We start from the raw sequence: 13,775 nt of genomic DNA on the forward strand, positions 1-13,775 counted from the left end.
TCCCTCAGTCCTCTGCCTTCAGCCCGTGCGAGTTCTTGATGAAGAAGGACCCGATGACGCCGAATATGCCGATGACCGCGGCTACGAAGAAGGCGACGTCGGCACCGTGGACCAGACCTTCGACTCCGTAGACTTCGGGGTCGCGTGTTGTGGAGACCATGATGGTGACCAGGACAGCGGTGCCCACCGAGGCGGCGATCTGTCGGAGGGTGTTGTTGAGTGCAGTCCCGTGTGGGATGAGACTCTGGGGCAGCTGATTGAGTGCCGCCGTCGTCACCGGCATCATCACCATGGCCACACCGAACATACGGATCGTGTTGACCACGGCGAGGAAGGTGAACGAGGTGTCGGCCTCGAGATCGGCAAACAGGAATGTGGTGACGGTGAGCAGGGTGAACCCGGCAACAGCCAGCCACTTGGCGCCGATGGCGTCGAAGATTCTGCCTGTGACCGGCGACATCAGCCCCATCACTGCCGCACCCGGCAGAAGCACAAGGCCCGATTCCATGGCGGAGAAGTCGTTCATGTTCTGCATGTAGAGCGGCAGGATCATCATGCCGCCGATCATGACGATGAAGACGCACATGCCCAGTGCGGTGTTGAGGGTGAACATGCGGTAGCGGAGCACTCGGAACTCGAGCATCGGCTGGTCCAGCTTGAGCTGGCGCGGCACGAAGATGGCCAGCGAGATCACACCTATGGCCAGCGGGATGAGTACTTCCAAGCTCAGCCAGCCTGCGTCACCGGCGGTTCCGAAGCCGAACAGCAGCCCGCCGAAGCCGAATGTCGAGAGAATGATGGAGAGGACGTCGAGCCTTGGGAAGGTGCGTTCGGTGACGTTCTTGAGGATGAAGTAGGCGACGATGATGTCGATGATCGCGATCGGCAGCATCATGTAGAAGAGAACTTCCCACGGCAGGTGATCAACGATCCAGCCGGAGAGGCTCGGGCCGATGGCCGGGGCGAAGGCGATGACGAGTCCGAACGTGCCCATCGCTGTGCCGCGCTTCTCCACCGGGAAGATCGCGAACAGAATCGTCTGCATCAGCGGCATGATGATGCCACCGCTCGAGGCCTGAATCACACGTCCAAGGAGAAGGACGGGATAGGTGGGCGCCAGCGCACAGACGAGTGTGCCGACGATGAAGAGCAGCATTGCGGTGAGGAACAGGCCGCGTGTGGTGAATTTCTGGATCAGGAAAGCCGTGATCGGAATCATGATGCCGTTGACCAGCATGAAGCTCGTCGTCACCCACTGCGCGGCGCTGGCCGTGATGTCGAAGGACTGCATGAACGCGGGCAGTGCGGTGTTGAGCAGCGTCTGGTTGAGGATGATGACGAAGGCACCGGAGACGAGGACTGCCAGGACCACATTCCGATTGATCGGCTTGCCATCGGCTGCTGTGTACTGCCCGTCGTCCTGTTTTGTCACTGAAATTCCCTCTTTCCCTTCAACGTCTGCCTTCGCCGGCGCAGTCGGCAGCGGTACAGATCCGACCATCCGCATCGCGTCGGTGCTCAACCGGGCCGTGCGAGTCTACTCCCCGTCGGATCGGACTCTAGGGACAGGGTATCGGCAGAGGTCAAGGCACAGGTGTCATGGAGATGTCTCGGAGGCGACCGCCTGGCCTCAGTCCTCAGGTGAGAAAGGCTCATAGCGGAGGAGAACATGTCGGTGTCCATGTCGAATCAATGTCCGTGTCGAAGGGAACGCTGCAGAGCTTCGCTTCGCATTCGACATCGGCGACAATGGTGAGGAGCGAAGGGAGACGGGAATGGCCTTCAGTAGATGGGGCACACTCGGTCGGTTCGTGCTGCTGACTTCGGGTATCGGCGCTATAGCCGCACTGGGTCTGTATCTGTTCAACGCGCCTCCTGCCAGCTTCTTCGAACTGTTGGAAGGGCTCGCCTATATACTCTTCTTCCTGGTGCCAGGTGCCGTTCTGGGACTGATTATCGGAGTGCCGGCCTACGGAGTACTTCGTCTCAGTCTTCGTGCGCTGCCGGGTCGTAAATCTGCTCTCGCCTTCTTCTTCGTCCTCGGCGTCATTTCGGCGCTGATCGGGTTCGCAGTGCTCCTCGTTCTGACCGGCGGCCCGTCAACATATACCTTCGAGTCGCTGGGAGACGTCATGCGAGCACTCGGTGGGCCGGCCTTGACGGCTGGAGTCTTCACTGCTGCCGCGTCATTCCTCATTGTGGAACCCCGCAGCAACACTGCACAGCTGACTCCGCTGCGCAACAGCAACAGCTAGTAGCTGAGGAGACTTTCAGAGACGCCTATCAGCCGATGCTCCTACTCGCTTACACGATCCGGGTCGGCGGGGACTTGGTCTTCGACGGATCCGTTTCGGGCAGATCACCGAGGGCGTCATCGATGCGCGCGAGCACCTCGGCGTCGAGCTTCACCCCGGCCGCGGCGACATTGGACTCCACCTGCTCGGGACGTGATGCGCCGACGAGAGCGGTCGCAACATTGTCGTTGGCGAGCACCCAGGCGATGGCGAGCTGCGCCATAGTCAGGTTCAGGTCGGCCGCGATCGGCTCCAGCTTGCCCACAGCATTGAGCGTCTCATCGTCAAGATAGCGGTCGGTGATCATGTCCTTGCCGCCCTTCTCATCGGTGGCACGTGACCCGGCAGGGGCAGGCTGGCCCGGCTTGTATTTGCCGGTGAGCACACCCTGGGCGATCGGTGACCACACGACCTGCGAGATCCCGAGTTCCTTCGAGGCCGGGACGACCTCGGACTCGATGACGCGCCAGAGCATGTTGTACTGCGGCTGGTTCGACACGAGCTGGATGCCCAGGTCACGGGCCAGATAGTGTGCTGCACGCAGCTGATCGGCGTTCCACTCGCTCACGCCGATGTAGAGTGCCTTGCCGGCGCGCACGAGATCCGCGAACGCCTGCATGGTCTCTTCCAGCGGTGTCTCATAGTCGTACCGATGGGCCTGGTAGAGGTCGACGTAGTCGGTGCCCAGGCGGGATAGGGAGCCGTTGATGGACTCCATGATGTGTTTGCGGGACAGCCCGGTGTCGTTGTGACCTTTGGGGCCGGTTGGGAAGTACACCTTGGTGAAGATCTCCAGGGACTCGCGACGCTGACCCTTGAGCGCATCACCGAGGACCTGCTCGGCAACGGTGTTGGCATACACGTCCGCGGTGTCGAAGGTCGAGATGCCGTTGTCCAGGGCTGCATGAACGCACTTCGTTGCCGTGTCGTTCTCCACTTGGGAGCCGTGGGTGAGCCAGTTTCCGTAGGTGATCTCCGAGATCTTCAGGCCGCTGTTTCCAAGATATCTGTGCTCCATGGACCCAGCCTACTGCTGGAAGGCGCGCTTGTCAGTGCTGTCGGAGCATCGTGGATTCGAATGCCGCTGACGTCCTCGCCGAGGTGGCCGTGGGCGGTGCGTTCTCCGCGAGGTGTCCGCGCAGGATGTTCGCGAACCCGGTCGAGTCGCCCGTGCGCAGGTGTTCGACCAAGGAGACGTGCTCGGCGATGATCTCCTCGCACCGGTCGAGGAGGCGGTCCCCGGAGGCGAAGAGGATGAAGCGGTGTCGGTCGGAGAGCTGGGAATAGAGTTCGAGCATCACGTGGTTGTCACCGGCTTCGACGAAGCCGCGATGGAACTGCAGCGTCAGGTCGATGAAAGCGGCGATGTCACCGGCGTCGAAAGCCTCGCGCTGAGCGTGAATCGAGGCGTCGAGGGCATCCGCCAGCTTCTGCCGCAGCGCATCCGGGGCCCGGTCGACGGCCGTCGTCTCCAGCACGAAGCGGGCATCGGCGAGTTCGGCGACGGTGCGCTCATCGACTCCTTGCACGATGGCCCCGCGCTTGGGATAGATGACGATCCACCCCTCGTCCTGGAGGCGAGCAAGAGCAACCCGCACCGGTGTGCGGCTGACCTTGAGGTCGGATGCCAGGCCGGTCTCGCCCAGCATTGTCCCAGGCTGGTGAGTGCCGTTGAGGATTTGAGCGCGGATGAGCTGGTAGGCGCGCTCGGCCGCACTCGGGGTCTTGCCGCTGCTGGTCATGACCGCAATCCTCTCATCTGCCGGATCGGATTCCCTCCTGCGTCTGTGTCAATCTGCCCTCTCAACTTACATGCGAAGCTTCCTCGACGTCCTCCACCGAGCCGGATCTCTGCGTCCGCCCGGGCCAACGCATCAGAGGAACGGCCCGGATTGAGAATGCCAGGGCGATGAGGAGCACGATGCTGGCCATCATGTTGATCCACAGGAAGCCTCCGGCCTGCAGCACGGTGCCGGCCAGACCTGCCACGAGAGCGCCGCCGAGGTTCATCGCCGCATCCGATGCACCCTGCAGGGGGACCTTCGCATGACGCGGCACCGAGGCTGTGAGCAGCGCGGACCCGCCGATGAGGAACATCGACCAGCCGATGCCGAGGAAGATCAGCGCCGTGCTGAGCAGAATCATGGACGAGACCTCGGCGGCGGCGTCGACGACGCCGAGGGTGATGGCGGTGGCGAAGATGACGACGCCGCCGGCAATCACCGTTCCTGGTCCGAAGCGATCAGCCATCCACCCGAATACGGGGGAGAGGGCGTACATGCCGGCGATGTGCACGCTGACGACGATGCCGATCGCGCCGAGAGAGAACTCCTGGTGGTCCATGTGCACGGGCGTCATGACCATGACGTTGGTCATCATCATCTGACCGGCGATGATCGTGACCATGGCAAACAGCGGCACCGGGCGGGCAGCGGCGAAGCGCAGCGCCGGACCAAGCTTCATCGTCGCAGTCTCAACGGCGGGCTCATCGGACTCAGCGCTCGCCTCGGTGGCTCCCGGTTTGATCTTCTTGGTCAGCGTCGATGCGACCAGGGTCGCCAGCCCGAAGGCAGTCATCGAGATCAGGTAGGGACCGGCCAGTTCGTTCATGCCCAGTGCCGCGCCGAGGTGAGCGCCGGGTTCGGTGAAGCTGGGCCCGAGGACAGAGCCGATGGTCGTCGCCCACACCACCAGTGACATGGCCCGCCCAGCGGATTTCGGATCGACGAGGTCGACGGCCGCATAGCGAGCCTGCAGGCCAGATGCGGTCGCGGAGCCGCACATCATCATGCCCACCATGAACAGGGGCAGGAACGAAAACGCGACGCCGAGGAGGACGACCGTCGCACCCAGGGCGCCGATGCCGAATCCCAGCGTCAGTGCGGTTCGCCGACCGGCTTTGCCCGCCAACACGGCCAGGGGGTAGGCGATGAGGCCGGCACCGAGGATGACGCTCATCTGCGCGATGCCCGCCATGGATGTCTTGCCGGTGATTTCCTCGGCCAGCAGACCGCCGACCGCGTAGCCGGAGGCGATTCCGGCTCCAGAGAGCAGCTGCGCGGTGATCAGTTTGGCCTGTGCCGAAGTGCGGGTCTTCATCGACGCCTTCCGTGTTCTGTGGAATATACTCACACAACGTATCTTGGATCCATCTTGGATACAAGACGATCTCACCCCGGGCGGGGCCGCTCCATGGCGATCGTGATGTCCTTCGCGTCACCTCGGCGTGGGACGATATTGGGGCCGACTCGCACCCGCACCAAGCCGTTCCGCATTCACCGAAAGTGAGCCCTCGATGATCCGACCCACCCGTAGCGAGAATGGGATCCTCACAATCACGATCGACAACACCACCAGCGCGAATGCGCTGCGCCCGGGCATGCTCGACGCTCTCATCTACGCCTTCGAAGCGGCATCGGAGAATCACGAGCTGCGCGGTATCCTGCTCACTGGCGCGGGTGACAAAGGCTTCTCCGCAGGAATGGACACCGCACAGTTCAACCACTCGAATCCGAGCCGGGCATTTGACACGATCACCCAGCTGGGGCAGGTGTGCGAAGCGATCAAGAACATGGACAGATGCGGCTTCCTCAACACGGTCGTCGAGGACAGTGCGGTTGCAGCCTGGGCGCTGGAGTACCTCCACGAGACGATGAAGGCCGATCGTGCGGTCATCGCGCAGCAGAAGCGTCTGCACCGCACGTGGAAGAACAGCTTCGAACGAGAGGCGCTGGCCGACAGCCGGAAAGAGTTCGCGCTCGCGTTCGCACGGAAGAACGACTGACTGGCTACAAGGACTGAGCGACGAAGCGGCCAGGGTTGCCCGCCGAGGTGCCCGTGGGGTGAGATGGGCGAGTGGACTTTCTGGGATTGGTGTTCGTCGGCGCTCTGGTCGGACTGACCACTGTGCTGTTCGGATTCGGCGGCGGCTTCGTCACCGTCCCCATCATCACCCTCGTCCACGCCGACCTCGGCAGTGACACGGCACGGGTGGCCGCAGCCACCTCGGCGCTGGTGATGCTCGTCAACGCCGTCGTCTCCACGATCTCAACCAAACGCGAAACCTTGACTCACCTCAAGGGGGAGTGGTGGCTGTTCATCCTCCTGGCGGCAGGTGGGGCGTTCGGCGCTTTCTGCGCGAAATTCGCACCCGAAACGCTCGTGAAGTGGGGCTTCGTCATCTACATCGCCGTGACTGCGATCGACCTCCTGGCCCGCCCCGGCTTCTTCCGCCGAGGTGGGGCGAAGGCTCGCACGAAAGGTGGGAAGGGCGGCGATAGCCGGGATGGTGGAGCCAATGGAGTCGGAGGCGATGAGAATCTCGGTGAGGGTGGTCGAGGCATCGCCGCCCTGTTCGGGTTCCCGATCGGAGGCTTGGCGTCTTTCCTCGGCGTCGGCGGCAGTGTGATGACCGTGCCGATGATGCGCCGGTCCGGGGCGACGATGACCGTGGCCACGACGCTGGCCAACCCGCTGACCTTGGTCATCATGCTCCCCGCGGTCCTCGTCACAATCACCACTCATGCCTCCACCGAGGTCCCGGGAATGGTCGGCTCTGTGGATCTGCGCTCGGCACTTGCTCTCCTCATCGGTGCGATTCCGCTGATAGTTCTGCTGCGTCGTCGAGTGCCCAAGATCCCGGAGATCATCCACGCCTGGGGCTACGTCATCCTGCTGATCACAGCCGGAGTCGTGGTCGCTGTGTCGTGATCGGACCTCGTCCTATCCGTCCCGACGGCGCTCACGCAGCACGGCGGGCAGGCCGAAATAGATGGGCGGTCGCAAGGAGACTTCCGGCGCACGGGCGGAGAATCCGGTGCCAGCAGTTCCCGTGCTATTGGGTCCGGTGCCACCGGATCCCGCGCCAGCAGATCCTGTGTCGCTCGCCCCACTCAGCGTCCATGCGCTTTCCCAGCTGATGAGTTCACCGGCGTGGCAGACGGGATCGCCGCCGCCGTAGGGCGGTTCGGCCCACAGCCAGAGGTTGATGCCGTACTCGATGAGGGTGAGCTTCTCTCTCTGTTCCCGGGCCGTGTTCTCTTTGACCAGCGCCGCACGCACCCTCGCCGAGGCGGTCTCGAGCTCCGTCCACCCGTCCTGTCGGTGGGGAAGGAATATCCACGTCCCCGCGGGGACGTCGGCGGGCACAACCTCCTTCGCGCTCATGGCCGTGATGAAATCGTCCGTGGCACGGGTGTCGGTGTCTGAACCAGCGCTGCCCAGAAGCTCGGCGAAGCAGGTGCGGGCCACCTCGGCAGTGGGGGAGACGATGAGAATGTGGGGCGCCTCGGCCTGGACCTCGGCAAGACTGAGGCGGGTGAAGGGGTTCGCACGCATCGTCGCCAACACCTGGATCCAGTGCTCGGGAACCGGGGCGTCAGTGATCAGGCCAGTGGTCTGCGGTCGTTCTGCATCGTGTCGCAAGATCGCCTCCCTTCTTCCTTCGTCACCGACGAATGCGTTCTCCTCCACCATGGCACGAGCCGGTGTGCTGCCTCAGCTCTTTGCCTGTTTTCCTGTCGCCTGACGGTGCTGACTGGGCCGGACGCCGTATTCGCGGTGGAAGGCGGTGCTCAGAGAGTAGCCGCTGGAATAGCCGACCTCGTGGGCCACGGACTCAACTGTGGCATCGGTGCGCTCGAGGAGGTCGGCGGCCAGGCACAGTCGCCACCCGTTCAGATACGACATCGGAGGCTCGCCCAGCAGATCCGTGAAACGGCGCGCCAAGGTGGCACGCGAGACGAGTGCCTGACGCGCCAGCGCCTCGACGGTCCAAGCTCGGTGTGGGGCCTCGTGCATGGCTGTCAATGCGGTGCCCACGATCGGATCTGAATTTGCCCGATACCAGCCCGGCGCCCTCGCCTCAGGCAGGGCGAACCAGTCACGCAGGGCACCTGCGAGCACCAGATCGAGCAATCGGTCGAGGATGGCCTGCTGTCCCGGTTCCTCACGCAGGATCTCTGCCTCCATCAGCTGCAGCGCCGCTGTGCGCTGCACGGCCCGCGGCACGACGAGGACCCGTGGCAGAGTGTTCAGCAGGCGATCGGCGATGCGCCCCGTGACGGTGAATGAACCGGTCAGCATGGCGTCATCTGCATCCAACTGCACCCCGCACGTTCGAGCGCCCAGAGCAATGTTCTCGGACTGCGCGCCGCCATCAGCGAAGCAGACTCCGGTCTGGGTCTGAACGTACATGGGGATGGGATTCGCTGCGGGGTCGCTGGTCACGTCGAAGGGTGCTGGTCCGACGACGATGGCGATGTCGCGGGGGAAGAGCTCATGGGATACTTCGCCGTCGACGATCCATGCTTCCCCGCGCAGCATCGTGATCAGTGACAGGGAAGCGTCCTCTGCAAAGGTGGCGCACCAAGGCGGGTTCGCGAGAGTCCTGCCCACCAGAGCGCCAGAGGAGCGGATGTGTGTGAGTACATCGGAGAGCGTGTCCACTCTCTCAGTTTAGACGCTGAATGATTTTTATGAGACTGTGGGCGATTCTGCGTCTCACTCATGTGCGGTGAAATTGGCATATGAACTCATTTCATGAACCTACGCCAGGCCGCGCCCACTGGGTCTACACGCACCCACGGGCAGACTCCTTCAACCAGCATCTGTTCCGGGCAGGTTGCTCTGCACTTTCCGAACATTATGACGTGACTGTGTCCGACCTCTACGCCGACGGATTCGACCCGGCACTGAGTGAGCGTGATCTGGGAAGCCTGTCCACGGTCCCCGGCAACGTCTCGGACCTGGCAGGCGAGGCGTATGCACGTGGCGAAGTTGAACCCGAGGTCAGGCGAGAACAAGAGGCCCTGGCGGCCTCTGAGCTGCTGGTGCTGCAGTTTCCGCTCTGGTGGTACGGGCCTCCCGCGATGCTGAAGGGGTGGCTTGACCGGGTGCTGCAAACCGGATTCGCACAGGGGGACGTCGACGAGGACACAGGGCTGCCGCGCCGGTATGGCGACGGTCGGCTGATGGGGAGGAGGGCTCTGATCATTGTCACCGCTGGGGACGACCAGCGCACGCTGAGCCCGCGCGGAATCAGCGGCGACCTGGAATCCCTGTTCTTCCCGTTGACGCATGGTGCCTTGTGGTATGTGGGGATCGAAGCGCTCGACCTCCACGTGGTCTATGACGTGGCCGGTATCGGCGACGCCGGGCGCGAGGAAGAACGACAGCGACTGACGGACCGGCTGGCGGGCCTTCCCCGCGAGCGGGTCCGCCCGTATCGGACGATGCTGGGCGGAGATTACGACCGCAGGACCCGGGCCCTGGTCGACGATGTGAACCCCGGACGCGTGGACCTGGGCATCCACCTCAGCGACTGAACGGGTTGGGGGAGTGACCTGCACGACGTCGATAACGAATGCGTCTCTATGTGTCCGCAAGTCGTGCAACGGGTGCGGTTCAGCCATACACTTTCTGTAGTGGATCGGGGGTCGGCAGCAGTGCCGGTCACGGTCCACGACCACGTTCCCACCCCTTTGCACGACTGGACACCCATGCCCTTTTCCGCCTTCCTCAACCATGCCTCGAACCGTCTGCGTGCCGGAATGGTCTTCGCCTTCATCACAATCCTCAGCCTCGCACTTCTCTCCGGCTGTGCCGATGGCGGCGACGTCGATACCAGTGCCGATGATGCATCCTGGACCTCGGAAACCAGCCCCGCGACTGAAGAGGCCACGGAGCCGGAAGCCGAGCCCGAGACCACAGCACCAAACGAGGACGCCGAGGACAGCGAAGGCCAGGACACGCCGGCGGAGACAGAACAGGGCCGCGCCGGCGGAACGACTGCCGCTACAGCTCTGGCGATGCTTCAGGAGCTGGAGGTCAAGGGCAGGGCTCCGAAGACCGGCTACGACGGGGACCTGTTCAAGTGGCGATCGGATGCCGACCACAATGGCTGCGACACCCGCAATGACGTGCTGCGCCGGGACCTGAACGACATCACCCTCAAGGCTGGGACGAAGGGCTGCGTCGTCATCGCCGGCGATCTGAACGACATGTACAAGGGCGAGACGTACGCCTTCGACCGGGACCCGAACAACATCGACATCGACCACATCGTTGCCCGCTCCAACGCCTGGCAGACCGGTGCCGCAACGTTCGACGAGGACACGCTCAAGGAATTCGGCAACGACCCGCTCAACCTGCTGGCCGTGGACTCGAGCCTCAACCGGCAGAAGGGCGACGGGGACGCCGCGACCTGGCTGCCACCGGCTAAGAGCTACCGCTGCGAATACGTCTCCCGTCAGATCGCGATCAAGCACAAGTACGAGCTATGGGTCGTCAAAGCTGAGAAGGCCGCGATGGAGCGAGTCCTCAGCGCGTGTGATGATCAGCCCGCGTTCACGAAGAACGTCGCATGGCCAGAACTCGGCGCGGGCGACAATGTGAAGACCGCAGACGACACTCCGACGACGAAGAGACCGGCATCGTCCGGTTCGAAGTCGAGCACTGGTTCGAAGTCGAGCTCCGGTTCGAAGAGCAATTCGGGTGAGAAGTCGACGTCATCCGGCTCGGGATCGTCGGGCTCGAACTTCTACAAGAACTGCACCGCGGTTCGTGACGCCGGTGCCGCACCTGTTCGCCGAGGTGACCCGGGGTATGCGTCTCACCTTGACCGTGATGGTGATGGAATCGGCTGCGAATAGTCGTCGAAGGCGCCGAACATGAGAGTTTTATGACAGTTTCGATTTCAACAGATAACGAATCGGTTACCGAATGCTCAGGGTCGTTCCCTATAGTGACAACCTGCCCTAGCATTTCAAGCGTGTCCAATTCGATGAACTCCGCAGTCGCGACTCGCAGCACTCGAATTCGGGCAATGTCCCTTTTTGCCATATTTGTTCTTGCCTTGCTCTCCGGGTGCGGCGGCAGCGGTTCAAGCCAGGTCAATGGAAGCGAAGTTGCCTGGTCGACTGGCGGAGGCGGCACAGCAGATTCCGACCCGGTGCCCTCACGACCTTCAGCCTCGGCGGCACCCGGCCAGGAAACTCGACCGCACAATGACCGGGAAGTGCCCGCGAATTCGGGTCGTGATGTCGCCGCGCAGAACGAGTCGAAGCCTGCAGCCGATGGTGAAGACGGCAGCGATTCTCCACAGGACAGCGCAGGCACCGCCGGGTTGAGCCCGGCACGGGCGATGCTCGACGAGCTTGAGGTCAAGATCAAAGACCACAGGACCGGTTACGACCCGGAACTCTTCGACTGGACCTCGGACGTCGATGACAACGGCTGCGATACACGCAACGATGCGCTCAGACGCGACCTCAAGGAACTTAAGATCGAGGCGGAGACCAACGGCTGTGTTGCCATCGCCGGTGATCTCGACGACAAATACCTTGGTGAGTCATACGCCTTCGAGCGTGGATCCGCCAATGTCGACGTCGATTACATCGTCTCCGGCTCCAACGCCTGGCAGACCGGTGCCGCAGGCATGTCCATCGACGAACTGCGGGACTTCGGAAACGACCCGCTCAACCTGCTGACCGTGAGCGCAAATGTCATTCGACAGAAGGACGGCGGCGACGCAGCCGCATGGCTGCCGCCGAACGAGGACTTCCGATGCGAATACGTATCCCGGCAGATCGCGATCAAGCACAAGTACGGACTGTGGGTGGCCTCTGCTGAGAAGGACGCGATGGAGGCCGTGCTCGACACGTGTGCGGATCAGCCCGCCTTCGACGGGGAAGTAGCCTGGCCGGAACCGGGCGAGGGCGAGAGCGTCAGTGCCGAATCAGCCACCGAAGAGACCCCCGCAGGGACTTCGGACGAGCCCTCGGGAGCAAACTCAGCAGAATCCTCAACGAGTCCGACCGATGGCGCCACAAATCCGAATGACGGCGACGCAGACTCGACCGACGGCCGCGCGGATGGCTCGACCGATGAAACAGGGTCCGCAGCACCGGAGGAATAGACCGCGCGCTACTAGGCTTCCAGCGGGAAGACGAGCAGACTGCCCGAAGCTGTGGCGACGGTCTTGCCCTTGTTGTCGACGACTTCGCCTTCGGAGAAGATCACTCGGCGACCGGGCTTGACGACTCGACCTGTGGCGACAAGCGGCCCGCTGTCGGCCGTGACCGGGCGCAGGTAGTTGACCTTGATCTCAATCGAGGTATAGCCGGTGCCCTTCGGCAGGGTGGTGTGCGCTGCGCACCCGAGCACTGAATCGAGCAGGGTGCAGACCAATCCGCCGTGGACCATGCCGATCGGGTTGTAATGGGACTCATCCGGATGGCCCCGGAAGGTGACCGTGCCCTCGCCCACCTCGGCGATCTCCATGCCCATATGGGAGCCGATGGGTGCCCCGGGGATTTCACCGGCCGCCATCTTGCGCAGGTAGTCGATGCCGTCCAGCGTCGGCAGAAGTGCCAGCCCCTCCGAGGGGTCGCTCCACGTCACCGTTGTTTCGCGCGTACTTGGTTCGGTGCTCATCTCAGTTGGCTTCCTTCGGCATGGGGACGTTCTGCAGGCGCAGCTGGCCACGGGCAAGAACTTTGTCCGAGGAGGTGTCGGTGATGATGACCTCCCACAGCTGCTGGGTCCGGCCCTGGTGCAGGGCAGTGCCCTCGACTGCGACGCGCGCACCTGTCGTCGGGCGCAGGAAGTCGGTGGCGTTGTGGATGCCGACGGCGAACTCGCCGCGATCGGATACGGCGTGGCTGGCTCCGATGCTGCCGGCGCTCTCCACGAGCGTTGTGTACACGCCGCCGTGGACGACGCCCCAGGGCGTGTGATGGTCGGCGCCCAGGTCGGCATGCCCGCGGACTGACGTACTCGTGACCTCGTCGATGATGAGTCCCGAGGCGGCGACGAATTTGCTGGCCGTCTCAAGTGAGACGTCCGGAAGTGAGTCTGACTGCGGATTCATGAGTTCTCCTTCGAGCTGGCTGAATAATTTGAAGTTAGCCTACAATGGATCAGGCGGTCAAACGAAGGAGCGCATATGGACTGGCTGGATTTCGATACTGCCGACTGCTCGATCCAGAAGACGCTGGACATCATCGGGGAGAAATGGACCGTGCTCATCCTCCGTGAGGCGTTCAATGGAGTGCGCCGGTTCGACCAGATCCGTGACCATGTCGGCGTCTCGGACCCTGTGCTCTCCGACCGGCTGCGCAAGCTTGTCACCGCGGGAGTCCTCGCGGTCAAGCCCTACCGCGAGGTGGGACAGCGAGCCCGCAAGGAATATCGGCTGACGGACAAAGGTCTCGACCTCTACCCCGTGATGATCTCTCTGCTGCGATGGGGAGACAAACACGGTTCTGGGCAGAATGTCGGATCGGGCGGTGGCCAGGATGTCGGCCCAGGCGGCCCACAGCTCGAAGTTCTGCATCGCGACTGCGGCGAACCAGTGAACGCCATCGTCGAGTGCGCCGCGGGCCATCCCATCTCCTCACCCCGGGAATCCGTGACCCGCATGAGCGACGCCGATCGATCCCGCGCGAGCTGAAATCGAGCGCAGTGCCAGCGGCGGGCCGA

General features: G+C 63.1%; 15 protein-coding genes. 7 read left to right on the forward strand and 8 right to left on the reverse strand.

Annotated features, from left to right (window positions below):
• Positions 1-4: 4 nt before the first annotated feature.
• Complete coding sequence (locus tag HU144_RS07295; protein ID WP_328284279.1) at positions 5-1,432, reverse strand: MDR family MFS transporter; 1,428 nt, start codon at positions 1,430-1,432, stop codon at positions 5-7.
• A 343-nt stretch (positions 1,433-1,775) separates the two neighbouring features.
• On the opposite strand from HU144_RS07295, the gene HU144_RS07300 reads away from it, so the two are divergent.
• Positions 1,776-2,255: a hypothetical protein gene (locus HU144_RS07300; protein ID WP_235350769.1), complete on the forward strand. Its 480-nt coding sequence runs from the start codon at positions 1,776-1,778 to the stop codon at positions 2,253-2,255.
• A gap of 49 nt (positions 2,256-2,304) precedes the next feature.
• On the opposite strand, the gene HU144_RS07305 is transcribed toward HU144_RS07300, so the two are convergent.
• From HU144_RS07305 to HU144_RS07315, 3 genes are all read right to left on the reverse strand, one after another.
• Positions 2,305-3,312, reverse strand: a complete 1,008-nt coding sequence (locus tag HU144_RS07305; RefSeq protein WP_235350770.1) for an aldo/keto reductase family protein — start codon at positions 3,310-3,312, stop codon at positions 2,305-2,307.
• Between the two features lie 31 nt (positions 3,313-3,343).
• Positions 3,344-4,036 (reverse strand): GntR family transcriptional regulator, encoded by a 693-nt coding sequence (locus HU144_RS07310; RefSeq protein ID WP_235350771.1) that lies wholly within the window; start codon positions 4,034-4,036, stop codon positions 3,344-3,346.
• A 61-nt stretch (positions 4,037-4,097) separates the two neighbouring features.
• Positions 4,098-5,393 carry an MFS transporter gene (locus HU144_RS07315; protein ID WP_235350772.1) on the reverse strand — a complete coding sequence of 432 codons (1,296 nt, stop codon included), beginning with the start codon at positions 5,391-5,393 and terminating at the stop codon, positions 4,098-4,100.
• 196 nt (positions 5,394-5,589) lie between these two features.
• Between HU144_RS07315 and HU144_RS07320 the strand changes: the two genes are divergently transcribed.
• A complete protein-coding gene (locus tag HU144_RS07320; RefSeq protein WP_235350773.1) occupies positions 5,590-6,078 on the forward strand; it encodes an enoyl-CoA hydratase/isomerase family protein in 489 nt (162 codons plus the stop codon).
• A gap of 71 nt (positions 6,079-6,149) precedes the next feature.
• On the forward strand, positions 6,150-7,004 hold the full coding sequence (locus tag HU144_RS07325) for a sulfite exporter TauE/SafE family protein (protein ID WP_235350774.1): 855 nt from the start codon (positions 6,150-6,152) through the stop codon (positions 7,002-7,004).
• 12 nt (positions 7,005-7,016) lie between these two features.
• Here HU144_RS07325 and HU144_RS07330 read toward each other — a convergent pair whose 3' ends face one another.
• Both HU144_RS07330 and HU144_RS19405 read right to left on the reverse strand, forming a co-directional pair.
• The gene (locus HU144_RS07330) at positions 7,017-7,718 is read right to left on the reverse strand and encodes a hypothetical protein (RefSeq protein WP_235350775.1); all 702 of its coding nucleotides are present in this window, start codon (positions 7,716-7,718) and stop codon (positions 7,017-7,019) included.
• A 72-nt stretch (positions 7,719-7,790) separates the two neighbouring features.
• Positions 7,791-8,741, reverse strand: a complete 951-nt coding sequence (locus tag HU144_RS19405; RefSeq protein ID WP_235350776.1) for an AraC family transcriptional regulator — start codon at positions 8,739-8,741, stop codon at positions 7,791-7,793.
• Positions 8,742-8,821: 80 nt separating this feature from the next.
• Here HU144_RS19405 and HU144_RS07340 point away from each other — a divergent pair, with 80 nt between their 5' ends.
• The 3 genes from HU144_RS07340 to HU144_RS07350 all read left to right on the forward strand — a co-directional run bounded on the left by HU144_RS07340 (position 8,822) and on the right by HU144_RS07350 (position 12,210).
• The gene (locus HU144_RS07340) at positions 8,822-9,619 is read left to right on the forward strand and encodes an NAD(P)H-dependent oxidoreductase (RefSeq protein ID WP_235350777.1); all 798 of its coding nucleotides are present in this window, start codon (positions 8,822-8,824) and stop codon (positions 9,617-9,619) included.
• Between the two features lie 174 nt (positions 9,620-9,793).
• A complete protein-coding gene (locus tag HU144_RS07345; RefSeq protein WP_235350778.1) occupies positions 9,794-10,945 on the forward strand; it encodes a GmrSD restriction endonuclease domain-containing protein in 1,152 nt (383 codons plus the stop codon).
• A 173-nt stretch (positions 10,946-11,118) separates the two neighbouring features.
• A complete protein-coding gene (locus HU144_RS07350; protein WP_235350779.1) occupies positions 11,119-12,210 on the forward strand; it encodes an HNH endonuclease family protein in 1,092 nt (363 codons plus the stop codon).
• Between the two features lie 11 nt (positions 12,211-12,221).
• On the opposite strand, the gene HU144_RS07355 is transcribed toward HU144_RS07350, so the two are convergent.
• Together HU144_RS07355 and HU144_RS07360 are read right to left on the reverse strand one after the other, a co-directional pair.
• Positions 12,222-12,728, reverse strand: a complete 507-nt coding sequence (locus tag HU144_RS07355; protein ID WP_235350780.1) for a PaaI family thioesterase — start codon at positions 12,726-12,728, stop codon at positions 12,222-12,224.
• Position 12,729: 1 nt separating this feature from the next.
• Positions 12,730-13,164, reverse strand: a complete 435-nt coding sequence (locus tag HU144_RS07360; RefSeq protein WP_235350781.1) for a PaaI family thioesterase — start codon at positions 13,162-13,164, stop codon at positions 12,730-12,732.
• Between the two features lie 75 nt (positions 13,165-13,239).
• Between HU144_RS07360 and HU144_RS07365 the strand changes: the two genes are divergently transcribed.
• The gene (locus tag HU144_RS07365) at positions 13,240-13,746 is read left to right on the forward strand and encodes a winged helix-turn-helix transcriptional regulator (protein WP_235350782.1); all 507 of its coding nucleotides are present in this window, start codon (positions 13,240-13,242) and stop codon (positions 13,744-13,746) included.
• Positions 13,747-13,775: the final 29 nt, after the last annotated feature.

Origin of the sequence: Brevibacterium sp. UCMA 11752 (genome assembly GCF_021532235.1) — a bacterium.
Lineage (GTDB): Bacteria > Actinomycetota > Actinomycetes > Actinomycetales > Brevibacteriaceae > Brevibacterium > Brevibacterium antiquum.

Bases quoted from the DNA above. Each gene is read 5' to 3' on its own strand.
- HU144_RS07300 (WP_235350769.1), top strand. From the start codon at position 1,776: ATGGCCTTCAGTAGATGGGGCACACTCGGTCGGTTCGTGCTGCTGACT.
- HU144_RS07305 (WP_235350770.1), bottom strand. From the start codon at position 3,312: ATGGAGCACAGATATCTTGGAAACAGCGGCCTGAAGATCTCGGAGATC.
- HU144_RS07310 (WP_235350771.1), bottom strand. From the start codon at position 4,036: ATGACCAGCAGCGGCAAGACCCCGAGTGCGGCCGAGCGCGCCTACCAG.
- HU144_RS07315 (WP_235350772.1), bottom strand. From the start codon at position 5,393: ATGAAGACCCGCACTTCGGCACAGGCCAAACTGATCACCGCGCAGCTG.
- HU144_RS07320 (WP_235350773.1), top strand. From the start codon at position 5,590: ATGATCCGACCCACCCGTAGCGAGAATGGGATCCTCACAATCACGATC.
- HU144_RS07340 (WP_235350777.1), top strand. From the start codon at position 8,822: ATGAACTCATTTCATGAACCTACGCCAGGCCGCGCCCACTGGGTCTAC.
- HU144_RS07345 (WP_235350778.1), top strand. From the start codon at position 9,794: ATGCCCTTTTCCGCCTTCCTCAACCATGCCTCGAACCGTCTGCGTGCC.
- HU144_RS07350 (WP_235350779.1), top strand. From the start codon at position 11,119: ATGTCCCTTTTTGCCATATTTGTTCTTGCCTTGCTCTCCGGGTGCGGC.
- HU144_RS07355 (WP_235350780.1), bottom strand. From the start codon at position 12,728: ATGAGCACCGAACCAAGTACGCGCGAAACAACGGTGACGTGGAGCGAC.
- HU144_RS07360 (WP_235350781.1), bottom strand. From the start codon at position 13,164: ATGAATCCGCAGTCAGACTCACTTCCGGACGTCTCACTTGAGACGGCC.
- HU144_RS07365 (WP_235350782.1), top strand. From the start codon at position 13,240: ATGGACTGGCTGGATTTCGATACTGCCGACTGCTCGATCCAGAAGACG.